General features: G+C 73.7%; 23 protein-coding genes. 11 read left to right on the top strand and 12 right to left on the bottom strand.

The window, feature by feature from the left end:
- Nucleotides 1–122: 122 nt before the first annotated feature.
- The 3 genes from ACJTNH_RS17255 to ACJTNH_RS17265 are packed head-to-tail and all read left to right on the top strand — an operon-like array spanning nucleotide 123 to nucleotide 2208.
- Complete coding sequence (locus ACJTNH_RS17255; protein ID WP_458177849.1) at nucleotides 123–494, top strand: 2-phospho-L-lactate transferase CofD family protein; 372 nt, start codon at nucleotides 123–125, stop codon at nucleotides 492–494.
- A complete protein-coding gene (locus ACJTNH_RS17260) occupies nucleotides 491–1558 on the top strand; it encodes a coenzyme F420-0:L-glutamate ligase (RefSeq protein WP_458177851.1) in 1068 nt (355 codons plus the stop codon). The genes ACJTNH_RS17255 and ACJTNH_RS17260 overlap by 4 nt, the downstream gene beginning before the upstream one ends.
- 47 nt (nucleotides 1559–1605) lie before the next feature.
- Nucleotides 1606–2208, top strand: coding sequence for a dTDP-4-dehydrorhamnose 3,5-epimerase family protein (locus ACJTNH_RS17265; protein WP_458177853.1), 603 nt, complete (start codon nucleotides 1606–1608; stop codon nucleotides 2206–2208).
- A gap of 31 nt (nucleotides 2209–2239) precedes the next feature.
- On the opposite strand, the gene rfbD is transcribed toward ACJTNH_RS17265, so the two are convergent.
- Nucleotides 2240–3133 carry a dTDP-4-dehydrorhamnose reductase gene (gene rfbD / locus ACJTNH_RS17270; RefSeq protein WP_458177855.1) on the bottom strand — a complete coding sequence of 298 codons (894 nt, stop codon included), beginning with the start codon at nucleotides 3131–3133 and terminating at the stop codon, nucleotides 2240–2242.
- A complete protein-coding gene (rfbB, locus tag ACJTNH_RS17275; RefSeq protein ID WP_458177857.1) occupies nucleotides 3130–4125 on the bottom strand; it encodes a dTDP-glucose 4,6-dehydratase in 996 nt (331 codons plus the stop codon). The genes rfbD and rfbB overlap by 4 nt, the downstream gene beginning before the upstream one ends.
- A 109-nt stretch (nucleotides 4126–4234) precedes the next feature.
- Between rfbB and rfbA the strand changes: the two genes are divergently transcribed.
- Nucleotides 4235–5104 carry a glucose-1-phosphate thymidylyltransferase RfbA gene (gene rfbA, locus ACJTNH_RS17280; protein WP_458177859.1) on the top strand — a complete coding sequence of 290 codons (870 nt, stop codon included), beginning with the start codon at nucleotides 4235–4237 and terminating at the stop codon, nucleotides 5102–5104.
- Here rfbA and ACJTNH_RS17285 read toward each other — a convergent pair.
- The 8 genes from ACJTNH_RS17285 to ACJTNH_RS17320 form a co-directional block, all read right to left on the bottom strand.
- Nucleotides 5101–6036 carry a DNA-3-methyladenine glycosylase family protein gene (locus ACJTNH_RS17285; RefSeq protein WP_458177861.1) on the bottom strand — a complete coding sequence of 312 codons (936 nt, stop codon included), beginning with the start codon at nucleotides 6034–6036 and terminating at the stop codon, nucleotides 5101–5103. The two genes, rfbA and ACJTNH_RS17285, sit on opposite strands and share 4 nt — an antisense overlap.
- A gap of 41 nt (nucleotides 6037–6077) precedes the next feature.
- Nucleotides 6078–6848 (bottom strand): SDR family NAD(P)-dependent oxidoreductase, encoded by a 771-nt coding sequence (locus tag ACJTNH_RS17290; RefSeq protein WP_458177863.1) that lies wholly within the window; start codon nucleotides 6846–6848, stop codon nucleotides 6078–6080.
- Between the two features lie 71 nt (nucleotides 6849–6919).
- Nucleotides 6920–8020 (bottom strand): mannose-1-phosphate guanylyltransferase, encoded by a 1101-nt coding sequence (locus ACJTNH_RS17295; RefSeq protein WP_458177865.1) that lies wholly within the window; start codon nucleotides 8018–8020, stop codon nucleotides 6920–6922.
- Nucleotides 8021–8058: 38 nt separating this feature from the next.
- Nucleotides 8059–8991 (bottom strand): glycosyltransferase family 2 protein, encoded by a 933-nt coding sequence (locus ACJTNH_RS17300; RefSeq protein WP_458177867.1) that lies wholly within the window; start codon nucleotides 8989–8991, stop codon nucleotides 8059–8061.
- Nucleotides 8992–9066: 75 nt separating this feature from the next.
- Nucleotides 9067–10212: a glycosyltransferase family 4 protein gene (locus ACJTNH_RS17305; protein WP_458177869.1), complete on the bottom strand. Its 1146-nt coding sequence runs from the start codon at nucleotides 10210–10212 to the stop codon at nucleotides 9067–9069.
- An 87-nt stretch (nucleotides 10213–10299) separates the two neighbouring features.
- Nucleotides 10300–12405: an FkbM family methyltransferase gene (locus tag ACJTNH_RS17310; RefSeq protein ID WP_458177871.1), complete on the bottom strand. Its 2106-nt coding sequence runs from the start codon at nucleotides 12403–12405 to the stop codon at nucleotides 10300–10302.
- Nucleotides 12402–12896 carry a hypothetical protein gene (locus ACJTNH_RS17315; protein WP_458177873.1) on the bottom strand — a complete coding sequence of 165 codons (495 nt, stop codon included), beginning with the start codon at nucleotides 12894–12896 and terminating at the stop codon, nucleotides 12402–12404. Before ACJTNH_RS17315 ends, ACJTNH_RS17310 begins: the two co-directional genes overlap by 4 nt.
- A 7-nt stretch (nucleotides 12897–12903) precedes the next feature.
- Nucleotides 12904–14832 carry a glycosyltransferase gene (locus ACJTNH_RS17320; RefSeq protein ID WP_458177875.1) on the bottom strand — a complete coding sequence of 643 codons (1929 nt, stop codon included), beginning with the start codon at nucleotides 14830–14832 and terminating at the stop codon, nucleotides 12904–12906.
- Between the two features lie 234 nt (nucleotides 14833–15066).
- Between ACJTNH_RS17320 and ACJTNH_RS17325 the strand changes: the two genes are divergently transcribed.
- A complete protein-coding gene (locus ACJTNH_RS17325) occupies nucleotides 15067–16164 on the top strand; it encodes a glycosyltransferase family 4 protein (protein WP_458177877.1) in 1098 nt (365 codons plus the stop codon).
- A 26-nt stretch (nucleotides 16165–16190) separates the two neighbouring features.
- On the opposite strand, the gene ACJTNH_RS17330 is transcribed toward ACJTNH_RS17325, so the two are convergent.
- Both ACJTNH_RS17330 and gmd read right to left on the bottom strand, forming a co-directional pair.
- Nucleotides 16191–17165 carry a GDP-mannose 4,6-dehydratase gene (locus ACJTNH_RS17330; protein WP_458177879.1) on the bottom strand — a complete coding sequence of 325 codons (975 nt, stop codon included), beginning with the start codon at nucleotides 17163–17165 and terminating at the stop codon, nucleotides 16191–16193.
- Nucleotides 17162–18148, bottom strand: a complete 987-nt coding sequence (gene gmd / locus ACJTNH_RS17335) for a GDP-mannose 4,6-dehydratase (RefSeq protein ID WP_458177881.1) — start codon at nucleotides 18146–18148, stop codon at nucleotides 17162–17164. Before gmd ends, ACJTNH_RS17330 begins: the two co-directional genes overlap by 4 nt.
- Nucleotides 18149–18348: 200 nt before the next feature.
- On the opposite strand from gmd, the gene ACJTNH_RS17340 reads away from it, so the two are divergent.
- The 6 genes from ACJTNH_RS17340 to ACJTNH_RS17365 all read left to right on the top strand — a co-directional run bounded on the left by ACJTNH_RS17340 (nucleotide 18349) and on the right by ACJTNH_RS17365 (nucleotide 25822).
- Complete coding sequence (locus ACJTNH_RS17340) at nucleotides 18349–19554, top strand: glycosyltransferase family 4 protein (RefSeq protein WP_458177883.1); 1206 nt, start codon at nucleotides 18349–18351, stop codon at nucleotides 19552–19554.
- A 9-nt stretch (nucleotides 19555–19563) separates the two neighbouring features.
- Nucleotides 19564–20592: an FkbM family methyltransferase gene (locus ACJTNH_RS17345; RefSeq protein WP_458177885.1), complete on the top strand. Its 1029-nt coding sequence runs from the start codon at nucleotides 19564–19566 to the stop codon at nucleotides 20590–20592.
- Nucleotides 20583–22100, top strand: a complete 1518-nt coding sequence (locus ACJTNH_RS17350; RefSeq protein WP_458177887.1) for a glycosyltransferase family 4 protein — start codon at nucleotides 20583–20585, stop codon at nucleotides 22098–22100. The genes ACJTNH_RS17345 and ACJTNH_RS17350 overlap by 10 nt, the downstream gene beginning before the upstream one ends.
- On the top strand, nucleotides 22097–23611 hold the full coding sequence (locus ACJTNH_RS17355; protein WP_458177889.1) for a glycosyltransferase: 1515 nt from the start codon (nucleotides 22097–22099) through the stop codon (nucleotides 23609–23611). Before ACJTNH_RS17350 ends, ACJTNH_RS17355 begins: the two co-directional genes overlap by 4 nt.
- Before the next feature lie 91 nt (nucleotides 23612–23702).
- Nucleotides 23703–24611: an ABC transporter permease gene (locus tag ACJTNH_RS17360; RefSeq protein WP_458177891.1), complete on the top strand. Its 909-nt coding sequence runs from the start codon at nucleotides 23703–23705 to the stop codon at nucleotides 24609–24611.
- A 2-nt stretch (nucleotides 24612–24613) separates the two neighbouring features.
- Nucleotides 24614–25822, top strand: a complete 1209-nt coding sequence (locus ACJTNH_RS17365; protein WP_458177893.1) for an ABC transporter ATP-binding protein — start codon at nucleotides 24614–24616, stop codon at nucleotides 25820–25822.
- The last annotated feature ends 27 nt before the right edge of the window (nucleotides 25823–25849 follow it).

The following is a 25849-nucleotide window of genomic DNA, read 5'->3' on the forward strand; positions in this document are numbered from 1 at the left end:
TTTGGGTGGGGGCGGGCGCGACGAGCCGCCCCGCTCCAGCGGCCGGGGGCTGCCGCCCGCCCCCCCCCCCCCCCCCCCCCCCCCCCCCCCCCCCCCCCCCCCCCCCCCCCCCCCCCGACGCCGTGCTGTTCGCCCCCTCCAACCCGGTGGTGTCGATCGGCACCGTGCTCGGGGTGCCGGGGATCCGCGAGGCCGTGCGGGCGGCCGCCGGGCGGGTGGTCGGGGTCTCCCCCATCGTCGACGGTGCCGCGCTGCGCGGCATGGCCGACCGCTGCCTCCCGGTCGTCGGGGTCGAGGTGAGCGCGCAGGGCGTCGGCCGGCACTACGGCGCCCGCGCCGACGGCGGCCTGCTGGACGCCTGGCTGGTGCACACCGGCGACGAGGCCACCGTGCCCGGCGTCGACGTCCGGGCCGTCCCGCTGCTGATGAGCTCGCCCGCGGCGACCCGGGACCTGGCCCGAGCGGCGCTGGACGCCGCCGGCACCGCTCCGTGACCGACGCCGGGCCCCCGCCGGGCATCTCGGTGCACCCGGTGCCCGGGCTGCCGGAGTTCGCACCGGGCGACGACCTGGCCGCCGCGATCGCCGGCGGAGCACCGTGGCTGGCCGACGGGGACGTCGTGGTCGTCACCTCCAAGGCCGTCTCCAAGGTGGAGGGCAACCTGGTCCGGGTCGAGCCCGGCACCGACCGGGAGGCGGCGCGCCAGCGGGCCATCGACGCCGAGACGGTCCGGGTGGTCGCCCGCCGCGGTCCGCTCAGGATCGTCGAGACCCGGCACGGCTGGGTGGTCGCCGCCGCCGGCATCGACGCCTCGAACGTCGCGGCCGATGCCCTCGTGCTGCTGCCGGCCGACGCCGACGAGTCAGCGCGACGGCTCCGCGGCCGGCTGCGGGAGCTGCTCGGCGTGGACGTCGCCGTCGTGGTGAGCGACACGTTCGGGCGCCCCTGGCGGGACGGCGTCACCGACGTGGCCATCGGGTCGGCGGGGCTGCCGGCCCTGGTCGACCACCGCGGCGCGGTCGACCCGCACGGCAACCGGCTGGAGACGACCCAGGTGGCGGTGGTCGACGAGCTCGCCGCCGCCGGCGACCTGGTGAAGGGCAAGCTGACCGGCGTCCCGGTGGCCGTCGTCCGCGGGCTGCGGTTCGCTGCAACCGACCCCGATGTCGGCACCCGCCCGCTGGTGCGCCTCGGCGCCGGCGACCTGTTCGCCACCGGCACCCGCGACCTGGTCGCCAGCCGGAACCCCGCGGCCGCGCTCACCCACCGGGACGGCGCCCTGGCCGCGGTCACCGAGGCGTTCCGCACCGCCGTGGCCGCCCTGCCCGAGTTCCCGGTCGTCTTCCGCTACGGCAGCGACTCCGACGGCGGCGACGTCGTCGACGTCCACCTGGCCGACCCGATCACGCCGGTCACCTCCCTGGCCCTCGGCGCCGTCGTGGGCGCGGCGCTGGTCCAGCTGCAGGCCGAGGGCTGGGCCACCCGGTGGGAGCCCGCGACGACCTTCGGCGGCGCCTCGCTGGCCGGCCGGCTGCACCTGGGCGACACCCCCACCTGAGGGGGATCCCGGGTGGCGGCGCCCCTCCGGGTCGTTAGCGTCGAGGGGTGCAGATCCGTGAGCTCGCCGTCCCCGACAGCTACGTGCTGGACCTCGTCCCGCACGGGGACAGCCGGGGCCGGTTCACCGAGTGGTACCGCGCCGACGTGCTCGCCGAGGCCACCGGGTTCGGGCTCACGCTCGCCCAGGCCAACCACAGCGTCTCGGCCCGCGGCGCGCTGCGCGGCGTGCACTTCGCCCTCGTGCCGCCCGGCCAGGCCAAGTACGTCTACTGCCCGGCAGGACGGGTGCTCGACGTCATCGTCGACGTCCGGGTCGGCTCACCCACCTTCGGTGTGCACGACACCGTCCTGCTGGACAGCGAGCAGCCCCGCGCCGTCTACCTCGCCGAGGGCCTGGGCCACGCCTTCGTGTCGCTGGCCGACCGGAGTTCGGTGACGTACCTGGTGTCCACGGGCTACTCCCCGGGCCGCGAGTTCGGCGTCCATCCCATGGACCCGGACCTGGACCTGCCATGGCCGGCCGACGTGGAGTTCGAGCTGTCCGCCAAGGACACCGCAGCACCCACCCTGGCCGAAGCCCGCGACCGGGGGCAGCTGCCCACCATGGCAGAGTGCGCCGCTCGCTACGCGGAGCTCCGCGGCGCCTGACCTCATCGCGGCCGACACGGCCGAGGATGGGTCAGGCGCGCAGGGCGCCGAGCTCACGCAAGCAGTTCCGGAGTGCGGTAGGCCAGGCCGGGAGCGGCGTCAAGCCGGCGGTGCGCCAGCGGGTCGGGTCCAGCACGCCGAACGCCGGCCGCGGCGCCGGGCGGGGGAACGCCTCGGTGGTGGTGGGGAGCACCCGGTCCGGGTCGGCGCCGGCCAACTCGAAGACTGCACGGGCCAGGCCGAACCAGGTCGTCGTGCCGCCGTTGGTGGCGTGCAGGACGCCACCAACGGGCGAGCAGGCCACCTCGACCAGGCCACGGGCGAGGTCGGCGGACCAGGTGGGGCTGCCCAGCTGGTCGTCGACGACGGAGACGGTCGGCCGCTCCCCCTCCAGACGCAGCATCGTGCGCACGAAGTTCGTCCCGTGCGCGGCGTACACCCAGGCCGTGCGCACGACGACGCCGTCGCCGCCCGCTGCCTGGACCGCCCGCTCACCGGCCAGCTTGGTCCGCCCGTAGACGCTGCGCGGAGCGGGCTCGTCGTCGACCCGGTACGGCTCGGTGCCAGCCCCGTCGAACACGTAGTCGGTGGAGACGTGCACCAGGCGCCCGCGACCGGCCAGCTCCTCGGCCAGCCAGCCCGGCGCCTGCCCGTTCACGCGCAGGGCGGTCGCCTCGTCGGTCTCGGCGGCGTCCACGGCAGTGTAGGCGGCCGCGTTGACCACCACAGCTCGGTGTCCGGCCGAGCCGTCCAGCCACGACCGCACCGCCGCGCGGACCCCCGGCTCGTCGGTCAGGTCCACCTGGTCGCGGCTCCACGCGGTCACGGTGTCACCGGCTCGGTGGGCGAGCACCGCCTGGAGGTCGGTGCCCAGTTGCCCGCGTGCGCCCGTGACCAGCCAGGCCGTTCCCCCGGGCGCGGTCACGAGCGGGCCGTGGCCGCCGCGGCCTTGAGCGGCTCCCACCACGCGCGGTTGTCCCGGTACCACTGGACCGTCAGCGCGAGCCCGTCCTCGAAGGACATCCGCGGCCGGTAACCGAGCGCGGCCGTCTTCGAGTGGTCGACCGAGTAGCGCAGGTCGTGTCCCCCGCCGCGCGGGTCGACGATGTGGTCGACGTAGCTCCAGTCACGGCCGGTGGCCTCCAGCAGCTTCTCGGTGAGCTCCTTGTTCGACAGCTCGCGGCCGCCACCGATGTTGTAGAACTCGCCTGGGCGGCCCTTCTCCAGCACCAGCTGGATGCCGCGGCAGTGGTCGTCGACGAACAGCCAGTCGCGCACGTTCGCGCCCTCGCCGTACAGCGGCACCTTCTGCCCGTCGAGCAGGTTGGTGACGAACAGCGGGATGACCTTCTCCGGGAAGTGGTAAGGCCCGTAGTTGTTGCTGCACCGGGTGATCGAGATGTCCATCCCGTACGTCTTCGCGTAGGCCCGGGCGATCAGGTCGCTCCCGGCCTTGGACGCCGAGTACGGGGAGTTCGGCTCCAGCAGGTGGTCCTCGGTCCAGGACCCCTCGTCGATCGAGCCGTAGACCTCGTCGGTGGAGACGTGCACGACCCGGCCGACCCCGGCGCGCAGCGCGGACTCGAACACCTGCTGGGAGCCCAGCACGTTGGTCAGCACGAACCCGGCAGCCCCGGTGATCGAACGGTCGACGTGCGACTCGGCGGCGAAGTGGACCACCGCATCGTGCCCGGGGAGCACGGCGTCGAGGTCCTCGGCCGAGCAGATGTCGCCCCGCACGAAGCGGTAGCGCGGGTCGTCGGCGACCGGGGCGAGGTTGGCCAGGTTGCCGGCATAGGTCAGCTTGTCGAAGACGGTCACCTCGGCGTCCTCGAACCCGGGATAACCACCGGTGAGCATCGTCCGTACGTAGTGGGAGCCGATGAAACCCGCACCGCCGGTGACCAGGACACGCATGCCTTAGACGCTAGGCGACGTCGGCGCACGGTGGCGAGTGCCACGTCGGAGCTCCCACCGGGAGGAGTCCCGCTCACACTCCCGGACGCCGACCGCCTAAGGTCGCCGGGTGCGCGGGATCATCCTCGCCGGGGGAACCGGCAGCCGACTGTGGCCCATCACCCTGGGCGTCAGCAAACAGCTCATGCCGGTCTACGACAAGCCGATGATCTACTACCCGCTGTCGACGCTGATGATGGCCGGCATCCGCGAGGTGCTCGTCATCACCACCCCGGACGACCGGGACGCCTTCGCCCGCCTGCTCGGCGACGGCAGCCAGCTGGGCATGCGGATCGAGTACGCGGTGCAGCCGCGGCCGGAAGGCCTGGCCCAGGCGTTCCTCATCGGCGCCGACTTCCTCGACGGACAGGCCGCCGCGCTGGTCCTGGGCGACAACATCTTCTACGGCGCCGGGCTGGGTACGGCGCTGTCCCGACTGCCCGAGCCCGACGGCGGGCACGTCTTCGCCCATCACGTGGCACAGCCCGAGGCCTACGGCGTCGTCGAGTTCGACGGCACCGGCCGGGTGCTCTCCATCGAGGAGAAGCCCCTGGTGGCCCGGAGCAGCTACGCCGTCCCGGGGTTGTACTTCTACGGGCCGGACATCGTGGACGTCGCGGCCGGGATCACGCCGAGCGCCCGGGGCGAGTTGGAGATCACCGCGGTCAACGACCACTACCTGCGCCGAGGCCGGTTGACCGTCACCGTGCTGGACCGCGGCACCGCCTGGCTGGACACCGGCACCTTCGCGTCGCTGCGACAGGCCACCGAGTTCGTCTCCGTGGTCGAGGAGCGACAGGGGCTGAAGATCGGCTGTATCGAGGAGGTCGCCTGGCGCAACGGCTGGCTGGACGATGACGGCCTCGCCCAGGCGGCCTCGACACTGGCCAAGAGCGGCTACGGCGGCTACCTGCTCGGGCTGCTCGCCGACGGGCGCTAGATCCCTCGGTACTCGGTGGGAGCCATCCGTGGGCCCCGCTTGGGCGGCATGGACCCGCCGACCTCCAGCAGCCGGACGACGCGCTGGCGGTGGCCACGCCAGGGCTCCAGCAGCTCGAGCATCCCGGCGTCGTCGGTCTTCCGGCCGGCCAACGACCAGCCCACCAGGTTCTTCAGGTGGTAGTCGCCCACACTGACCGAGTCCGGGCAGCCGACGGCCCGCTGGGTCACCTCCGCCGCCGTCCACACGCCGATGCCTGGCACCGACTGCAGTCGGCGACGCAGGTCCGCACAGTCGTCGTGGACGCTCGCCTCCAGTCGGGAGGCGACCGAGGCCACCGCCCGCAGCGCCCGACGCCGGGCGCCGTCCAGCCCACAGCCGTGCCACTGCCAGTCGGTGACCGCGAGCACGCGATCGGCCGAGGGCACCACCCGCATCCCCGCCGGCGCCGGACCGGGGGCGGGGTCGCCCGCCAGCCGCAGCAGCTCACGGAAGGTGCGGTGCGCCTCGATGCCGGTCACCTTCTGCTCCAGGACGGCGGGCACCAGCGCGTCCCACACCCGGCCGGTGCAGCCCAGGCGGAGCCACGGTGCCCCGCGGTGCAGCCGGGCGACGAGCGGGTGCGGGGCCGGGTCGAAGTCGTCCGGCCGGTCCTCGGCGCCGAGCCAGCGGGGCGCGGCCGGCCCGGCCCAGCCGGCTCCCGGGCCCCAGGCCTGCACCCGGATCGCGGCAGCCCCGCCGGACAGCCGCACGGTGGCCGGGCCGTCGGGGGTGGTCGTCGTCCGCCAGACGCCGTCCTCGGCATAGCGCAGCGTCGGGTCACCGGTGCCCCGGCGGTCCCGGGACAGCGTCCGGCGCACGTCCACCGGCCAGTCCGGCGTCCAGACCTGCTCGTACGCCGGCGCCTGGACCGCCAGCAGCTGTTCCCCCACGATGCCTCCCCCGGTGTGCGCGTCCCCGGCCTGCGCTGCCGTCAGCGCGGTGCCATCCGCAGCGCGCCGTCCATCCGGACCACCTCACCGTTCAGGTAGCCGTGCCGGACGATGTCCAGCGCCAGCTCGGCGAAGTCCTCCGGGCGGCCCAGCCGCTTGGGGAACGGAATGCCGGCGGCCAGCGCCGTGCGGGCGTCGGCGGGCAGCGAGGCGAGCAGCGGGGTGTCGACCAGCCCGGGGGCGATGGTGCACACCCGCACCCCCACCGAGGAGAGGTCGCGCGCCGCCGGCAGGGTCAGCCCGACGATGCCCCCCTTGGAGGCGGCGTAGGCGGTCTGCCCGATCTGGCCGTCGTACGCGGCGATCGAGGCGGTATTGACGACCACCCCCCGCTCGCCGTCCACGTCGGGCTCGGTGCGGGCCATCGCGGCGGCGGCCAGCCGCAACACGTTGAAGGTGCCGATCAGGTTGACCGTCACGGTGCGGGTGAACGGTGCCAGGTCGTGCGGGGCGCCGTCGCGGCCGAGCACCCGCTGGGCCCAGCCGATTCCGGCACAGTTGACCGCGATCCGCAGCGGCCGGTCCTTCCCGGTCGCGTCCTCGATCGCCGCCTGCACCGACGCCTCGTCGGTGACGTCAGTGCGCACGAAGGTCGTCGAGCCCCCCAGCTCGGCGGCCAGCTCCCGACCCCGGTCCTCCTGCAGGTCCAGGACGGTGACCGCCACGCCCGCGGCGGTCAGCGCCCGGGTGGTGGCCTCACCGAGGCCGGAGGCCCCTCCGGTAACGACAGCGGCGACGTCGAGGTTCTTCATGCCCGCCAACGTATCCGGCGCGACGGGCCCCCTGCAGGACCCCGGCCACGCCCCCGGGGGCGGTCCACTCCTCAGCCGAACCGGGGACCGAACCGCTCCTGGGCAGCACCGAGCAGCGCCTTGACGCGTTCGGCGTCGGAGACGGGGCAGACCATGGTGACGTCCGCGGTGTGCACCACGACGCTGTCGCGCACCCCGACCAGGGCGACGAGGTGCTCGGGGTCGTCGCTCAGCACGACGTTGCCCGAGCTGTCCAGCAGCAGGGTCAGACCGCGGGTCGCGTTGTCCGCGTCGTCGACGGCGAGCGTGTTGGCCAGCGCCGGCCACGAGCCGACGTCCAGCCAGTCGACGTCCAGGTCGACCACGGCCACCCGGCCCGGCTCCGCGGCCGCCGGCTCCAGCACGGCGTAGTCCACGCTGATCTTGGGAAGGGTCGGGAAGACCTCGGCGAGCACCGCGTCCCGCTCCGGGCCGGCCGGCGCAGCGACGATGCGCTCCAGGCCGGCGGCCGACTCCGGCAGGTGGTCGGCGAGCGCGTCCAGGACGGTCTGCGCCCGCCAGACGAACATCCCCGAGTTCCAGACGTACTCACCACTGGCCAGGTACTGCTCGGCGGTGACCAGGTCCGGCTTCTCCCGGAACGACGCCGCCTCGCTCGCACCTGGCACCTCGGTCGGCGCCCCCTTCTGGACGTAGCCGAAGCCGGTGGCCGGCGACGTCGGGGTGACGCCCAGCGTCACGAGCGCCCGCGGCCGGACGGCGAGCAGGTCGTAGGCGGTTCGCAGCGCGTCGGCGAACCGCTCGACCGGTCGGATCACGTGGTCGGCGCTGACCACGGCCAGCTCGGCGTCGGGGTCGACATCGGCGACCAGTGCGGCGGCCAGCCCGACCGCGTTCGCGGTGTCCCGGGCGATCGGCTCGAGCACCAGCCGGTCGGCCCGCAGCTCGGGCAGGGCAGCCCGCACCTGGTCGCCGTACCGGGCCGCGGTGCACACCCAGATCTGCTCCGTGGGCAGCACCGCCTGCAGCCGGGTGAACGCCTCTGCCAGCAGGCTGTGGGTGGAGCCGTCCTCGGCGGCCACCACGTCGAGCAGCTGCTTCGGGCGCTCGACCCGGGACAGCGGCCAGAGCCGGGTGCCCGATCCGCCCGCCATGATCACCGCGTGTCGCATGGTCGTCCGTCCTTCGGTCGTGAGGGGGATGGGCTGGGTCAGCGGGCGCGACGGCGGCGACGGCCGCGCTGGGCCGGCAGTTCGTCGACCGTCTGCTGCGGCTGAGCACCGGCGTCCACCCGGCTGCTGACGTAGGAGACCAGCATCCGGGCGCCCAGTCCGGCCCGGAGCACGCCGCGCAGTGGGGCGTACCGGCGCCGTGGGTAGTCGGCCGACAGGTACCGCAGCGCGCTGCTGTGGTGCACCCGTTGCATCCGGTGCTTCGAGCGCTTGGTGGCGTGCCCGCCCTCGTGGGTGACCACCGCGGAGGGAACGTAGACGTGCAGGTACCCGCGCTGCCCGAGTCGGCGGGCCAGATCGACGTCCTCGAAGTACATGAAGTAGCCGGGATCGAAGCCGCCGACGGACGCGAAGGCCGCGAGGTCCACCAGGAAGCAGCTGCCGGAGAGCCAGCCCGCCGGACGCTCGGTGATCTCCTCCCGCTCCCGGCGGTACCGGGCCGTCCACGGATTGGCCGGCCAGGCCCAGCCGAGCAGTGCGTGCCCCACGCCGGTCGACAGCGAGGGGAGCTCGCGGGCGGAGGGGTAGACCGTCCCCTCCGGCGTCCGGATCGCCGGGCCGAGGGTCGCCGCGCGCGGCCACCGGGCGGCGGCGACGAGGAGCTCGTCGACCGACCCGGGTTCGAAGCGGACGTCGGGGTTCGCGACCAGGGCGTACCCCGCGGTCAGGTCGGCGAGGCCGGCGTTGGCCGCGGCGCCGTACCCGACGTTGCCACCGGTCCGCAGCAGCCGGACCGTGGGCCGCTCCTGGGCCGCACGCTCGGGCGTCCCGTCGGTCGACCCGTTGTCGGCGAGCACGACGTCCAGCGGGCGACCGGTCGCCGTGGCCAGCGAGTCCAGGAACTCGGTGAGCGACTCCCCCGGGGAGTAGGTCACCGCGACGACACGCAGAGTCGCCGAAGGATCACCCACGGAGCGAGCCTAGACGGCCCGGCGGACCGACGAGCACCGGCACCGGGCGCCACGACGGCCGACGGTGGGCCGACCTCACGACCGCCACCAGGGCCCGGCCCCGGCAGCGGCCTCGTAGGCCTGCACGTGGACGTCGGCAGCCCGGCCCCAGGTGAACGTCGCGGCACGCTCCCGAGCCAGGACGGCCAGCCGGGCCCGTTCGGCAGGGTTCCCCAGCAGGCGGCGCAGCGCCGCGGCGATCGACGCCGGGTCGACCTCGCAGTAGGCGACCGCCGCACCACCCACCTCCGGCAGGGCCAGCCGGTCGGTGGTGAGCACCGTGGCACCACAGGCCATCGCCTCCAGGACCGGCAGACCGAAGCCCTCACCGAGGCTGGGGTAGGCGACCACCTCCGCGTCGCCGAGGAGGCTCGGCAGGTCCGGCAGCGGCAGGTAGCCCGGGCGCAGCACGGTCAGGTGCGGTGGCACCGCGGCGACCGCGGCATCGATCCGGTCGTCCCAGCCCTTGCCGCCGGCGAGCACCAGCACGGGCGGGTCGTCGGTGTCCCGTACCGCCTGCACCCAGCCCTCGATGAGCGCCGGCACGTTCTTGCGCGGCTCGATGGTGCCCAGGAAGGCGATGTACCTGCGCCCGCCCAGCCCGAGCGTCGCCGCGACCCGCTCCCGGTCCTCGGCCGCGGGCGGCCGGAAGACCTGGTCGTCGACGCCGTGCCAGGCCACGTGCACCTTGGCCGGGTCGACGTGCGCCTCACGGGCGACCTCTGCCCGGGTGGCCTCCGACGGGGCGATCAACCGGGCCGCACACCGGCCGGCCAGCCGCGTGGCAGCCCGGAAGAAGCGGCTCTTCACCGGCGAGTGGACGCCCGGGTCGGTGAAGAACGTGGCGTCATGGACGGTGACGACGACAGGGCACGGCGCTGCGACCGGCATCGTGTAGTGCGGGCTGTGCAGGACGTCGGCACCCCAGCGACGGGCCAGCAGCGCCAGACCGCTCTGCTCCCAGGCCAACCGGACCGGCCGGCGCCCCGCCGCGTCCGGGGCGGCGAGGACGTCGGCCGAGGGGACGCTCGCGGCGAAGGAGGCGACGTCGTGGGGCTGGGCCACGATGCCCAGCCGCAGGTCACGCTGACCCAGCTCGGGGAGCACCCCGTCCAGGTAGCGACCGACACCACCGCGGTCCTGCGGGATCGCGGTGACGTCGACCAGGACGCGCACGCTCATGCCCGGCTCCCGGCGGCGCGCCCCCGGGCGCCTCGCGTGCCACCGGCGCCGACCCGACGCCCCGTCCACCCCGGCCTGCGCCCGGGACTACTCGCCATCGCCCGGTGGCAGCGCATAGCCGAGCTCCTCGAAGACGTCGCGGTGCACGACGGCCAGCCGGTGGGCGACAGCCGGGGCCAGCAGCTCCTGGTGCGCACCGGCGGACGCACGCCACACGTGGACGCCACCGGACAGCTCGCTCAGCCGCGCAGGCGTGTTGGCGCGCACGCTGGCCTCCAGGGCGTCGGTGACCGGCAGGCCCGCCCGGGCGATGAGATCGGTGTAGGCGGCCAGCGGGTCCCCCGCCGTCAGGTCCTCGTACCGCGCTCGCACGGTCTCGGGAGCGCGCCACCACTCCGGCGTCACCGCGAGCAGCGCCTTGGCCCGCGGGCTCGTGGCGTAGTCGAGGAAGGCCTGGTCGGTGGCGCTCCGGCCCACGAGTGAGCTCTCGTCGCCCCCCTGCCCGTCGAGCCAGTTGCGCGTCCCCGACTCCTTGTTCGCGAAGACGAGGACGGACAGCAGCACGTCCAGGGGGTGGCGGGCCGGGCTGATGACGGTGACGCCGTGCTGGTCGAGCAGCTCGCAGAGCTCTGGGGTGCGCGACCAGTGCAGCTGCAGCGCCACGCGGTGCGGCAGCCCAGACCAGTCGACGTCCTGCGGACTGTGCACGGGCATCTCTGCCAGGCCCAGGGCGTCCGCGAGCACCCGGCGGATCCAGGTGTTGCCCACCCGGGGCGTGCCCACGACGGCGATGCGCAGGGTCGCCTCCGCGGCGGAGCTCGTCCCCGATGCCTCGGGGTCGGCCGGTGCTCGCCGCTTCGTTCCGCGCTGCGATCCACGGAGCCGATCCGGCTCGTCGCGGACCGGAGGGGCGGCGACTGCCTCGTCGACCCCGAGCTGCTCGAGCAGCCGGTCGACGCTCCCGGACAGGTCCGACGCGAGCTGGTCCTCGGGCACGGTGAGCGTGCCCGGTCGGGTCGCCCACTCGGCACCGCGACGCCCGACCCCGCTGGCTGCGTCCTGCACCGCGGACTCGATCACGGCCACCACGTCGATGCGGTGCTCGACCAGGAGGCGGGTCAGCAGCTGGCTGGGCGGCCAGTCCAGGTGGAGGACGAACTCACCGGGGAGCTCGTCGAAGTCCACGTTGCCGGGGTGGTCGGCGGCCATGGCGGGGACACCCGTCCGCTCGGCCATGCCCGTGACGAGCGACTGCCGTGCCGCGGCCGAGGCCGAGACCACGACGACCCGGACCGGCCGCGGGGGCTCGGACTGCTCGACGACCTCCCCGTCCTCGCCGTCCGGCTGCTTCAGCTGCCCCTCCAGGTGCCGGGCGTACTCGGTCAGTTCCACGGCCGCCACCTCGTGCCGCTGGAGCTCGTCCTCGACGGTGGCCAGGTAGGTGCCGTGCCGTCCCAGGTCCTCCTCCAGCGAGCGGATGTAGGACCGCAGCCTGGTCAGCTCTTCCTCCAGCAGTGCCACGGACGCCGGCAGGTAGTCGTCCAGCACCGACGCGGGGGGCACGCTGCCGATCTCGGCCTTGAGCTGCTCGGTCACGAAGAAGAGGTTGAGCCCGTCGAAGAGCACCTCCGAGTACCCCTGGGCCTCCACGGCCGAGTACCAGTCGTCGTCCACGCGCTCGGACGACCACGGACGCACGGCTTCGACCACGAGCACGGTCGGACGCCACCGGCTCAGGTCGAACCCGGCGAGCACGTCCCCCTCGGCGCCCTCGACGTCGATCTTGACGAAGTCGACGGAGGAGGGGGCCAGCTCCTCGAGGACGGAGTCCAGCGTGCGGACCTCCACGCTCGTCGGGGCCAGCCGGCGTCCCTCGGCCCGGAGGCTCTGGACGTTGTCGTCGGAGGTGGTCGAGAGGTCCCGGTCGTCCTCGACGAGGAACAGGGTCTGGCTCCCGGCCCGCGCCCCGGCCGCGAGGGCGAGGTTGACGTCCCGGGGACGCCGCTCCCGCAGCCGGCCGACCGCGTCCTCGCGCGGATCGATGTTGACCCCGCTCCAACCACGGTCGTAGAAGTGACGCGTGACCGAGGCGACGTCGGGATCGGCCGCCCCGACGTCCACGTAGAAGCCGGTGCTCGACGTGAGGAGCCGTGCGAGCACGACGTCCTCGGCGTTCTGGGCGTGCGAGATCATGCCCGCGGACTGGGGTGCAACCGCTTGGCCACGCGCCGCGCGATCCGGAAGAGGATCCGTCGACGGTTCAGCCGGTCCACCCAGTACTGGACCGCACGGCTCGAGGCCCGGCCGCGTTCCGCGGCCAGCTCCGCGACCAGGCCGGCGACCTGGCTCTCGGCGTGCTCGGCGCGGGCGATCGCCGCCGGCAGGTCGACCTGGGCGATCCGGTCGAGGTGGTCGATGTGGTTGCGGGCCCAGTCGAGGTGCTCCTGCCGCTCGGTCAGGGAGCGCTCGAGCATGACGTTGTAGGCCGACTTGACCTCCATGTCACGACGTGCAGCCACCAGCTCGAGCTCCCGCAGGCGGTCTGCCTCGATCCGGGCGCGCAGCTCCGACCGCACCATCTCGAGTTCCTCCCGGACCTCGAAGGCGATCCGGGCCTCGTGCTTCTCGTCGGCTGTTCGCGGAGCCGCAGCCCCGTTGACGACGGCGCGCTGATCACTGGTCATCGTCACTTCAACTTCCCTTGTGTCGAGGATCGACCTGCCGGACGACCTTGGGCCACATCCGGATGTCGGAGTTGCCCTGCCGGCCCGCGGAGACCAGCTCCAACCCACGGTTGCGGCGCCGCTCCCAGGTCCGCCGGTCGCGGACCAGGGCGATGACCGCATCGGCGAACGCCCGGGGGTCGTCGGCCACGGAGACGGCTTCGTGCCACTCGTCCGACAGCCCGGCAGCGCCTTCGCTGGTGGCGACCACCGGGACGCCGTACTGGACCGCCTCGACGGTCTTGAGCTTGACACCCGCCCCGACCAGCGTCGGGGAGATCGCGACCCGGATGTGGTCGTAGAAGGACCGCAGCTCCGGGAGCATCCCGATGAAGCGGACGTCCGGTCCGTCCATCCACCGCACGTCGTCCGGCGGGGAGGCGCCGGTGACCAGCAGGCGACACGACGGCAGCTCCGACTGCACCAGGGGCAGGACCTCACGGGCGAACCAGAGGAGGGCTCCGCTGTTGGGGGCTCCCGGGCCTGCCAGCCAGCCGGCGATGAACCCGATGTCGTGCCGGTCGATGAACGGTGCCGTGGTCACCTCCGGCGCGCTGAGCAGCGCCTCGATCACCACCACGGGGGCCTGGGTGTGCGGCCGGACGTGGGCGGCCTCCTGCTCGGAGATGCACACCACGAGATCCGCCTCCGCGGCCAGCGACTCCTCGAGGGTCCGCATGGCGTCGGCCTGCGCCTGCAGCGCGTCCCGCTGCGGCCCCTCGGGCGCCCGCAGGACCTCCTGCTCGACCCGCCGGTGGTAGAGCGCCTCGGCATCGTAGATCCGCTTGGCGTGCGGCAGCTTCTCGTTGAGCAGATCGCGGAAGATCTCGCCGTTGTGCGGCCGGGACACCACCACGACGTCGTAGTCCACGCCGGGGGTGTCCAGGTGACTGGCGAGGTCCTGGACGATCCGGACGCCGTGGCTGGTGAGCGCGGACGTGCCCCGGCCGACCCCGTTGCGCGGGTGGAAGGCCACGTGCAGGTCCGGGGCGGCGGACAGTTCGATCAGCATGTCGCGGGCCCGGCCAAAGCCGGAACCCATCGACTCCGTTGGGACCAGGTCGTCGATCACCAGGACGCGCCGGTCCCGGCGCATCGCCTTCCAGGCCGCGGCCTCGACGTTGCCGGGCTCCTCCCGCTCGGCGAGGACGTGCGCCCAGCGTTCGGTGAAGCGCGCGTGGTTGACCTCGTCGAGGAAGGCGCGGAACCAGTTGGAGGTGCTGCCGCCGCGCACGTGCCGGACCCGCGATGCGGGCTGGTACCAGGTCTGCCAGCCGGCCTCGTCCAGACGGAGACAGAGGTCGACGTCCTCGTAGTAGGCCGGGTAGTACCGGTCGTCCACGCCACCCAGGGCGCGCCAGGCGGCCAGCCGGACCAGCAGGGACCCACCGGAGCAGTAGTCGACGCGGCGCTCGAAGTCCCACTGCGCGACGTTGCCGCCGGTCCCCACGGCCCAGGTCCGGGCGGTGGACCACAGCACGGACCCGGCCTCCTGGAGGCTGCCGTCCACGTTGAGGAACGTGCTCCCGACCGCGCCCACGTCCGGGCGACGGCGAGCAGTGTCCATCAACGCTTCCAGCCAGCCGGGCTCGACCAGGCTGTCGTCGTTCAGCAGGACGAGGAACTCCCGTTCGGCACGGGAGGCCGCGAAGTTCACCGCACCACCGAAACCGAGGTTGAACCGGAAGGTCCACACCCGGATGTCGGGGAAACGCGAGCGGATCTCGGGCGCCAGGCCCGGCGCGGGCTCGTTGAGGACGACCAGCACGTCTGCGTTCTCGGCGGGCACGGACGACAGGACCGACTCCACACAAGCCGTCAGGTACGGAGCGTCCCGCCACCCGACGATCACGATGCTGGCGCCGGGGCGCAGCTCTTCCACCGGCTCCCCGTTCACAGGATGAGGCTAACCGACCACGGGCCGCCAGGAGCCGTTCCCGGCGACTCGGATCCAGTTACGGGACCCATCCGTCACACCGGCACCAGTGGCTGCCCCACGGGAGCTGCCGCCGGACGTCCGCCCCTGCCGCGATAGCGTCGCCGGGGAGCGGCATCACCGTCCCGGTCGCCGCCGGGGCACCCGCGTGCCCGCGGCGCTCCCCGCCCCGACCCACACCTGAGGAGCACCAGCATGCTCGACGTCGCGATGACCGTGGAGCAGTGCTGGCAGCCGCAACCGGGCGGGTCGGGCAGGTACGTCCAGGAGCTGGCGGCCGAGCTGGTCCGCCACCCCGGGCTGGCGGTGACCGGACTGGCCGCCCGGCACCCGGCCGCCAGCAGCCCGGCCGACGGCACACTCCCCTTCCCGGTCCACCACTCCCGGCTCCCACGGCCGGTCCTATACCGGGCGTGGCAGCAGTGGCGGCGCCCGCGCGTCGGCCGCGGGACGGACGTGGTGCACGCGACGACATGGGCGATCCCCGGTCGTCGCTGCCCGCTGGTCGTGACCGTGCACGACCTGGCCTTCCGCGCCGATCCGACGCACTTCACGCGGCACGGCGCCGCCTTCTTCGAGCGCGGGCTGGACCTGGTCCGTCGTGAGGCCGCCGAGGTGATCGTCCCCTCCCAGGTGACCTTCGCGGAGTGCGTGGCCGCCGGCCTCTCCCCCGACCGGCTGACCGTCGTCCCGCACGGGGTGCGCCCGGCCGTGACGACCGCCGACGAGGTCCGCGCGTTCCGGGCGGCACACCGGCTCGAGCGGCCCTATGTGCTGTGGACCGGCACCCGGGAGCCACGCAAGAACCTGCCGGTGCTGCTCCGGGCGTTCGACCGGCTGCAGCGCGCCGGCGCAGACCTGGAGCTGGTCCTGGTGGGTCCCGAGGGCTGGGGGTCGGCCGACGCCCGGCTGACCGGTCCGGTCAGCGACCACGTCCGTGTACTGGGGCGGCTCCCGCGCGCCGAGCTGCAGGCCGCCTACGCCGGGGCGGACGTGTTCTGCTTCCCGTCCCTCCGCGAGGGCTACGGCATGCCGGTGACCGAGGCGATGGCCCACGGCGTTCCCGTGGTCACCTCCCGGGGGACCGCCACGGAGGAGGCCGCCGGCGGCGCAGCCGTCCTGGTCGACCCACGTGACGAGCAGGACGTCGCCGCCGGCCTCGCCGCCGCCCTGGACCCGGCACGACGGGCGGAGCTCCGCGCCGCCTCGTCGCGGCGTGCCGCCGAGCTCAGCTGGTCGCGGGCTGCGGAGCAGACGGCGGCGGTGCTGGTCCGGGCGGCCGGCACCGGCTGACCGGCGGCCGACCGGCCGGGGGCGGACTACGCCTGCGGGTCCAGCAGCGCCAGGTCGTGGGCGACCATGCGGCCGACGACCTCCTCGAACCGCACCGTGGGGACCCACCCCAGCAGATCCCGCGCCCGGCTGGGGTCGCCGACCAGCTCAGGCGCGTCCGAGGGGCGGGCGAACCGCGGGTCCAGCGTCACCAGGTGCTCCCACTCGGTGATGCCGGCCCCGGCGAAGGCGGCCGCCACGAAGTCGCGCACGCTGTGCGACTCGCCGGTGGCGATGACGTAGTCGCGCGCCAGCTCGGCTCGCGCCGCCAGGACCATCGCGGCGACGTAGTCCGGCGCCCATCCCCAGTCGCGGCGAGCGTCGAGGTTGCCCATCGCCAGCTCCTGCTGGAGGCCGCGGGCGATCCGGGCCACCCCAGCCGTGATCTTCCGGGTGACGAAGGCCTCGGGGCGCCGGGGGGACTCGTGGTTGTACAGGATGCAGCTGCTGGCGTGCAGCCCCCGCGCACGGTAGACCCCAACCAGGTGGTGGGCGTAGGCCTTCGCCGCGCCGTAGGGGGTGAGCGGCCGTACCGGCGTCGTCTCGTCCTGCGGCACCTGCGCGGTCCGGCCGAAGATCTCCGCACTGGAGGCCTGCACGAAGCGCACCGGTCGCCCGGCGCGCTCCTGCAGCTCGTGCGAGGCCTTCAGCAGATGCCCGACGGCCACCCCGCTGACCTGGGCGGTGAGCCCGGGTTCCTCCCACGAGCGGGCGACCGAGCTGAGCCCGCCCAGGTTGTAGACCTCAGCCGGCTCCACCTCCGCCACCAGGCGCTCCAGCCCCTCGCCGACGGTCAGGTCGCCGACGTGCCGCTGGACCTGCGGCGGCAGGGCAGGGGACGCCTCGGGCTCCCCTGCCCTGACGAGCGCGTGCACCTCGGACCCCTCCTCGAGGAGCCGCTCGACGAGGTAGCTGCCGTCCTGCCCGGTGGCACCCGTCACGAGGACACGGACCGCCGTCACCGGCGCGCGAGCTCCTTCTGCTCCGCGACGTCCGAGTCGACCATCATGCGGACGAGCTCGTCGAAGCCCACCTTGGGCTGCCAGCCCAGCTGCTCGCGCGCCTTGGTCGGGTCACCGATGAGCAGGTCGACCTCTGCCGGGCGGAAGAAGCGCGGGTCCTGGTGGACCTTCCCCGCCCAGTCGTCGATCCCGACATGGGTGAACGCGACGTCCAGCAGCTCGCGGATCGAGTGCGTCTCCCCGGTGGCCACGACGTAGTCGTCGGCCTGGTCCTGCTGCAGCATCAGCCACATCGCCTCGACGTAGTCGCCGGCGAACCCCCAGTCCCGCTGCGCGTCCAGGTTGCCCAGCGAGATCGACTCCTGCAGGCCGAGCGAGATCCGGGCCACCGCCTGGGTGACCTTGCGGGTGACGAACTCCGGCCCGCGACGCGGCGACTCGTGGTTGAACAGGATGCCCGAGGACGCGTGCATGCCGTAGGACTCGCGGTAGTTGATGGTCATGTAGTGGCCGTACACCTTGGCCACGCCGTACGGGGACCGCGGCCACAGCAGCGTCGTCTCCCGCTGGGGGACGTCCTGCACCTTGCCGAACATCTCCGAGCTGGACGCCTGGTAGAAGCGGACCTTCGACATGTCCTTGCCCGAGTACAGGCGGGTCGCCTCCAGGACGTTGAGCACCCCGAGGCCGGTGACGTCGGAGGTCAGCTTCGCGTTCTCCCACGAGTACGCGACGAAGGAGATCGCCCCGAGGTTGTAGACCTCGTCGGGCTGAGCCTCGCCGAAGGCCCGGATCAGGCTGGAGAGGTCGGTGATGTCACCGGTGAGGAGCGTGACCCCTGGAACCGTGCGACGGACCAGGTCGGCCTTGGGGTTGTTCTGCCCACGAATGAGGCCGTAGACGTCGTAGCCCTTGGAGAGCAGGAGCTCCGCGAGATAGAGGCCGTCCTGACCGGTGATCCCGGTGATCAACGCGCGCGTCATGTGTCCTTCGTCCCTCGGGTGGCCAGATCGCGCCCAGCCTAACGGGGCACCCGGGGCCGGCTCGACCGCAGCGGTGCCCCACGGGGGCCACGGGACGGGTGTGCCGGGTGCGACGAGCTCTCCCGTCCTCGGGTCCGGACCGCCGCCCCGGGGCGGACCGGCGGCACCGGTGCGTGCCCGCCGCCGGCACCGTGGCTAACGTGGACCGGGCGCATCCGGGCGACCGCGCCCGGCGGCCGGAGGCCCGAGACGGGCACCTGCCGGCCGGCGACGACGGGGAGGTCCCCTTGCGAGCAGCCCTGGACGCCACCCCCCTGCTGGGGCAGCGCAGCGGCGTCGGGCGCTACGTGCGGGGCCTGGTCGACGGCCTCGCTGCCCTGCCGGACGGCCCGGACGTGCTGCTCACCCTCTTCAGCATCCGGGGCGCCGTCCCGGGCCCGCTGCCCGCCCGCACCCGCCCGGCGCCGCGCCGGGCGCCGGCCCGGCTGCTGCGTCGGGCGTGGCGACGGACCGACTGGCCGCCCGCCGAGCTGCTGACCGGACGGGTGGACCTGTTCCACGGCACGAACTTCGTCGTCCCCCCGTTGGCCCGGGCCGGGGGCGTGGTCACCGTGCACGACCTCGCCTACCTCCGGTACCGGGAGACCGTCACCGGCGACGCCGCCGAGTACGCCGACCTCGTTCCCCGGGCACTGGCGCGGGGGGCGTACGTGGTGACTCCGAGCGAGGCCGTCGCCGAGGAGGTCGCTGCCGAGTACGGCCTGGCTGCCGACCGGGTCGGCGCGGCCCACCACGGCGTGGACCCGGAGTGGGCGCAGGCGCGCCCGGCGTCGCCGGCGGACCTCCGGCGCCTCGGGCTCCCCGACCGCTACCTGGTGTTCCTGGGCAACCTCGAACCGCGGAAGAACCTCGGGATGCTGGTCCGGGCGCACGGCGCCGCCCGGCGCGCCGACCCGGACGTGCCCCCGTTGGTCCTGGTGGGGCCCGCCGGCTGGGGCGACCGGTGGCAGGGGTCGCCGCCGGACCCGCGCGACGTGGTCACCGCCGGCTACCTGTCCGACACCGACCTCCACGCGGTGGTCGCCGGCGCGGCGGCCGTCTGCATGCCCTCGCACTACGAGGGGTTCGGCCTCCCGGTGCTGGAGGCGCTGGCCGCCGGCCGGCCCGTGCTCGCCAGCGACATCCCGGCCCACCGGGAGGTGGCCGCGGGGCAGGCGACCTTCCTGCCCACCGACGACGCCGACGCCTGGTCGGCCGCGTTCTCGGCCCTCGATGACGACACGGCCGCGGCACGGGCGCGACGAGCCCACGCTGCCGCCTTCACCTGGGAGAAGAGCGCTCGGGCGCACGTGAGGGTGTACGAACGGGCGGCCCACGCCGCGAGAGCAGCCCGTCGCTCCCCGTAGGATGTCCGAGTGCCTCTGGACCGCCAATTCATCTCCTTCGCCCAGAACGCCGAGGACGTCGTGTTGTGGCGGGCTCTCGGTCACGTCCACAAGGGGCGCTACGTCGAGGTGGGGGCCAACGACCCCGTGGAGTCCTCCATCACCCGGGCCTTCTACGCCCGCGGGTGGACCGGTGTCGAGATCGAGCCGGTCACCGAGTTCGCTGACGCCTACCGGCGGGAGCGCCCGAACGACATCGTGGTCCAGGCCGCCGTGGCGGACACCGACGAGGAGTCGGTGACACTGCACGTCGTCGACGGCACCGGCCTGTCGACGCTGGACCCGGACATCGCCGACCGACACCGCCGCACCGGCTGGACGACGCGCGAGGAGCAGGTGCCGGCCCGCCGGCTGGACGACGTCCTGGCCGAGCACCTCACGCCGGAGGACGACGTCCACTTCATGGTGGTGGACGTCGAGGGCGCTGAGGCCTCCGTCCTCGCCAGCGTCGACCTCACCCGCTGGCGCCCCTGGGTGCTGGTCGTCGAGGCCACCGCCCCGAACACCAGCCGGCCCACCCACGAGGAGTGGGAGGGGCGGCTGCTCGACGCGGGCTACGTCTTCTGCCTCTTCGACGGGCTCTCCCGCTTCTACGTCGCGCAGGAGCACGCCGCGGAGCTGCAGGCAGCGCTCAGCGCGCCCAGCAGCCCCCTCGACGAGTACACGCCGCACGCCGAGTACCGGCTCCAGGAGGAGCTGGCCAGCACGCGCGCGCTGCTGGACGCCGCCCAGCAGGAGGCCTCCGCCGCGCGGGACGAGGCCTCCCTGACCCGCCGGGCGCACGACGAGCTGCTCGACGAGCTGATCCGCTGGCGCGGGTCGGTGCTCGACCGCTGGACCCAGGCCGCCGGCGGGGGGAGCGCCGCCGTCGAGGGAAAGCCCGGCCACGAGGTGGTCCGACTGCGCCGCGAGCTCGCCGCCACCCAGGCGACCGTCTCCTGGAGGGTCACCGCCCCGCTGCGCGCCGTCCAGTCGCGTCGTCTGCGGGGATGGCGGTGAGCCAGGCCGCCACCGACGTCGTGCCCGAGCCCGTCCGGATCACGGCCCTGCACCAGCGGCTCGCCGCCGCCGGACAGGTCCTGGGCATCACCGTGGAGGCGGACGACCCGACCACCGGCGCGTCCCTGCTGTACGGCCGGCTCGTGGAGCACGTGCACGCCGACGAGGGCACCGACGGGCTGTGGCTGCTGCTCACCGCCCTGTCCGCGGCGATGCCCGACGGCGACGAGCTGGTGGCCGCCCGGCGCGCCCGCGACCTGCACCGCAGTGGGGACTTCGGCATCTGGCTGCTCGAGGCCACCGCCGCGGCCGCGGTCAGCCGGGGAGCGCTCGACGCGGAGATGGACGTGGTCAGCGACGCGGTCGTGGTCGACGTCGACTTCAGCGCGCGCCACCGGCTGCACACCGGCATCCAGCGGGTGGTGCGGGAGACCGTGCCGCGGTGGGCCGCGGAGCACGAGCTGACGCTGGTGGCGTGGACCGACCAGAGCGGCGCGACCCGGCACCTGCTCGACGACGAGGCCGACCGGGTGCTCCGCTGGCACGACCTGGAGGACCCGGGCGAGGACGACGGGCTGCAGGAGCGGCAGCACCGCCTCGTCGTGCCGTGGCGGAGCAACGTGCTGCTCCCGGAGAACCCCCCGCCGGAGCACTGCGCCGTCCTCGCGGCGATGGCCGTGTACTCCGGCAACGAGGTCGGTCTGATCGGCCACGACTGCATCCCCGTGATCAGCCCCGAGCTGATCCACGCCGGGCTCCCCGACCGCTTCACCCGCTACCTGGAGACCGTGAAGCACGCACACCGGGTCGTCGGCGTGAGCGCCTCGGCGGCGCGGGAGTTCCGTGGCTTCACGCAGATGCTCGGCGCACAGGGCCTCACCGGGCCCGAGATCGCGGTGTGCCCGCTCCCGGTCGAGACGCCGCCCGGCCAGGCGGTTCCCCGGCAGAGCCCCCCACTGGTCGTCAGCATCGGGAGCTTCGAGCCCCGGAAGAACCAGCTGGCGGTCCTGCACGCCGCAGAGCACCTGTGGCGCGAGGGGCTCGAGTTCTCGCTCATGTTCATCGGCGGCGGCGGCTGGGTGACCGAGGCCGACTCGTTCTTCAGCCGGCTGAAGAACGCCGGCCGCCGGGTCGAGCGGGCCACCGCGATCAGCGACAGCGAGCTCTGGCGCGCACTGCGCTCGGCACGCTTCTCGATGTTCACCTCCCTGCACGAGGGCTTCGGGCTCCCGGTCGCGGAGTCCCTCGCCTGCGGCACCCCGGTGCTGACCTCTGCCTACGGCTCGATGGCCGAGACCGCCGCAGCGGGCGGGGCCGTGACGGTCGACCCCACCGACGACCTGGCCATCGCCGCGGAGATGCGCCGGCTGCTCACCGACGACGCCCTGATCGACGAGCTGCGCCGCGCCGCCGCGGCCAGGCCGCCCCGAACCTGGGACGACTACGCCCGGCAGTCCTGGGACGCCCTGGTGCCCTCGCCGCAGACGACCGCGGAGGTCCAGGCATGACCCGTCAGCTGACCGCACGCATGACCCAGCCGCTGAGCTGGGGCAGCCGGCTCGCGGCCGCAGCACCGGCCGAGCGCCGGCGGCTGCTGTCCCGGGTGGAGCTGGTCGTCTCCACGCTCTCCGGTGCACCGGCGCCCCGGCGCCGGGACGAGCTGCTCGCGCGGTTCGACGCCCTGCTGGCCCCGGCGGACCCCTCCGCCGTCTGGCTCGCGCTCTCCGTGCTGGAGGGTGAGCTCGCCACCACCCCCGAGGTGCGCCGCGCCGTGCGCTCCATCCGGCTGGACGGCGTGGGCGCCGCGCTCGGCGCCAGCTTCACGCGCACCGCGCAGACCTGGGTGCCGGCCCGCCGCGACCAGCCCGAGGTCCGAGTGGTCACCGGCACGGTGCTGGTCGACCTCGACCACACCGCCCGCACCGGCCTGGCCACCGGGATCCAGCGGGTGGCCCGCGAGACGGTCCGCCGCTGGTCCCGCGACCACGAGGTGGTCCTGGTGGGCTGGGGCGCGGAGTACCGGCAGCTGCGGCTGCTCACCCCGGACGAGTGCACGATGGCCCTGACCGGTGAGGGCGAGCCCGACCCCGCGGACACCGGTGACGTGGTCATCCCCTGGGAGGCCACCTACCTCCTCCCGGAGCTGTCGCTGGAGGACGCCCGGAACAGCCGGATCAGCGCACTGGCCCAGTTCTCCCGCAGCCGCACCGGGGTGATCGGCTTCGACTGCGTGCCGATCAGCACCGCGGAGACGACCGCACTGGGGGTCAGCGAGGCCTTCGCCAACAACCTCGCCGCCGTCCGGCACATGGACCGGGTGTCCGCGATCTCCCAGGCCTCGGCCAACGAGTACGGCGGGTGGCGGACCATGCTGGGCTCGGTCGGGTCGACCGGCCCGGCGATCTCGGCCGACCTGCTGCCCACCGAGGCCGCCGAGACCACACCCGCGGGTCTCGCGGCCGCCCGGGCGGAGCTCACTCTCCCCGGTGTGCCGATGGTGCTGTGCGTCGGCACCCACGAGCCGCGCAAGAACCACCTCGCGCTGCTGCACGCTGCCGAACTGCTGTGGCGGGAGGGAATCCGGTTCAACCTGGTGCTGCTGGGCGGACGCTCCTGGAACGACACGCGGTTCCGGCAGGCGCTGGAGGATGCCAGGTCCCGCAACCGCCCCGTCGACACGCCCCGCGCCATGTCCGACGACATGCTGTGGGCTGCCTACCGCCTGGCCCGGGTGATGGTCTTCCCCTCGCTGAACGAGGGCTACGGGCTCCCCGTCGCCGAGGCGCTGGCCTGCGGCGCCCCCGTCATCACCTCGGGGTACGGCTCCATGGCGGAGATCGCCGCGGACGGTGGCGCCCTGCTGGTCGACCCGCGGGACGACCACGACCTCGCAGCCGCCCTGCGGACGGTGCTGACCGACGACGACAAGCACGCCCGGCTGGCCGCGGCCGCGGCCGCCCGCCCGCGCCGCACGTGGGACGAGTACGCAAGGGACGTGTGGGACAGCCTGGTCGACTGACTGGACCCGTTGCCGCAGATCCCCCCCGGCCGCGCCTACCCTGGTCGAGCCGGGGTCGATCCCAGGCCACCGGCTGACACGATGGAGACCCATGAGCACACTCGAGTCCGAGGCGCGCAGCGCGCGCCTCGCCACCGAGCCCTGGCAGTCGAGCGCACCGACCGGGAGCCTCTTCCGCGGCAGCCGCCAGTCCCTGCGGGACATCCTCGGCCAGCGCGAACTGCTCGGTCTGCTCGTCCGCCGTGAGCTCAAGGCCCGGTACAAGGACAGCACCCTCGGCTTCCTCTGGAGCCTGCTCCGGCCGCTGACCGTGCTGCTGGTGTACTACATCGCCATCGGGAAGTTCCTCGGCGCCGCCCGGGCGATCCCGGAGTTCGCGGTGTACATCTTCACCGGCCTGATCGCCTGGCAGCTGTTCCTGGAGATCGTGACCACGAGCACGGCCTCGATCGTGGCGAACGCCGGACTGGTCAAGAAGGTGTACCTCCCGCGCGAGGTCTTCCCGCTGAGCGCCGTGGGCGGCGCCATCTTCACCTACCTGACCCAGGCGTTGATCCTCACTGCCGCGGTGCTCGTCACCGGCCAGGTGCCCACCGGCAGCCGGCTGCTCTACATCCCCCTCTCGCTGGCCGTCCTCCTGGTGTTCGCCACCGCGATCGGTCTCACCCTGGCCGCGGTCAACGTCTACCTGCGAGACGTGCAGTACCTCGTGGAGATCTCCGCGACGATCTTCTTTTGGGCCTCCCCCATCGTGTACTCGTGGCGGCTGGTCTCCGACGCCATGAACGGGTCCTGGATGGAGACCGTCTACCTGTGCAACCCGGTGACCCTGGCGGTCCTGGGCATGCAACGGGCCATCTGGGTCGCCGGCAGTGGCGAACCCGTCCCCGATGCGCTGGGCACCCGCCTGGTCATCGCCCTCGGCGTCGGCCTCGTGCTGCTCTGGCTCAGCCAGCGGCTCTTCGCCCGCCTCGAGGGGAACTTCGCACAGGAGCTGTGAGCATGAGCGACACCCCTGCCGTCATCCAGGTGGAGAACCTTTCCAAGCGCTTCGTCATCCGCAAGGACAAGTCGATCAAGGAGCGACTGGTCAACGCGACGGTCTCCCGGCAGCACCGGGAGGAGTTCTGGGCGTTGCGGGACGTCGACCTCACGGTCAACTCCGGGACGACGGTTGGGCTGATCGGGCCCAACGGGTCGGGGAAGAGCACCCTGCTCAAGGCCATCGGCGGGATCATCCAGCCGACCTCCGGCAGCGTGCGCCGACGCGGTCGCCTCGCCGCCCTGCTGGAACTCGGTGCGGGCTTCCACCCCGACCTGACCGGACGGGACAACGTCTACCTCAACGCCGCCATCCTCGGTCTCAGCCGTCGGCAGACCGACCAGTACTTCGACGCCATCGTCGACTTCTCCGGCATCGAGCGGTTCATCGACACCCAGGTGAAGTTCTACAGCTCCGGGATGTACGTCCGTCTCGCCTTCGCCGTCGCGGTGCACGTCGACCCCGACCTGCTGCTGGTCGACGAGGTGCTGGCGGTCGGCGACGAGCCGTTCCAGCGCAAGTGCATGGACCGGATCAAGAGTTTCCAGCGGGAGGGCCGCACCATCGTGCTGGTCACCCACGCCCTCGACCAGGTCGCGGAGATCTGCGACCGCGCCGTCGTGCTCGAGAACGGGCGGGTGGCCGTCGACGGCGATGCACGTGAGGCCATCCGGACCCTGCGCGCGGACTTCGACGAGCAGACCAGCACCGAGCGGGAGTCGCACCAGACCGTCGAGCGCGCCCGGGTCGTCGCGGTCCAGGCGCTCGACCCCGCCGGGCGCCCGACCCGCGTGCACGCCCCCGGGCAGGACCTCCTCATCCGGGTGACCGTCGAGGCCGACGAGCCCCTGACGGACTGGGTCCTCGGCATCGGCATCGACAGCCACACCGGCCAGGGCGTCTTCGGCACCAACACCCAGTTGCTGGACACCCCGCTCGCCCCGCTCGTGGGGCGGGGCACGTACGATATCCGGCTGTCCGGCCTGTCGCTCGGCGAGGGCGACTACCACCTGCACGGGGCGTTGGCGCTGTGGAACGGCGCCACGTTCCAGCGGCTCTCCGAGGCGGCCAGCCTCTCGGTGGAGGGTGCGGGCCGCAGCATCGGCCCGGTGGGCGTGATCGGCATCGACGCCACGGTCCGTGAGGCGCTGGCCACCGAGGCCAGCTGACCCCGGTTCCCCGACCCGGGCGCGAGC

This window comes from Modestobacter lacusdianchii (assembly GCF_054177765.1).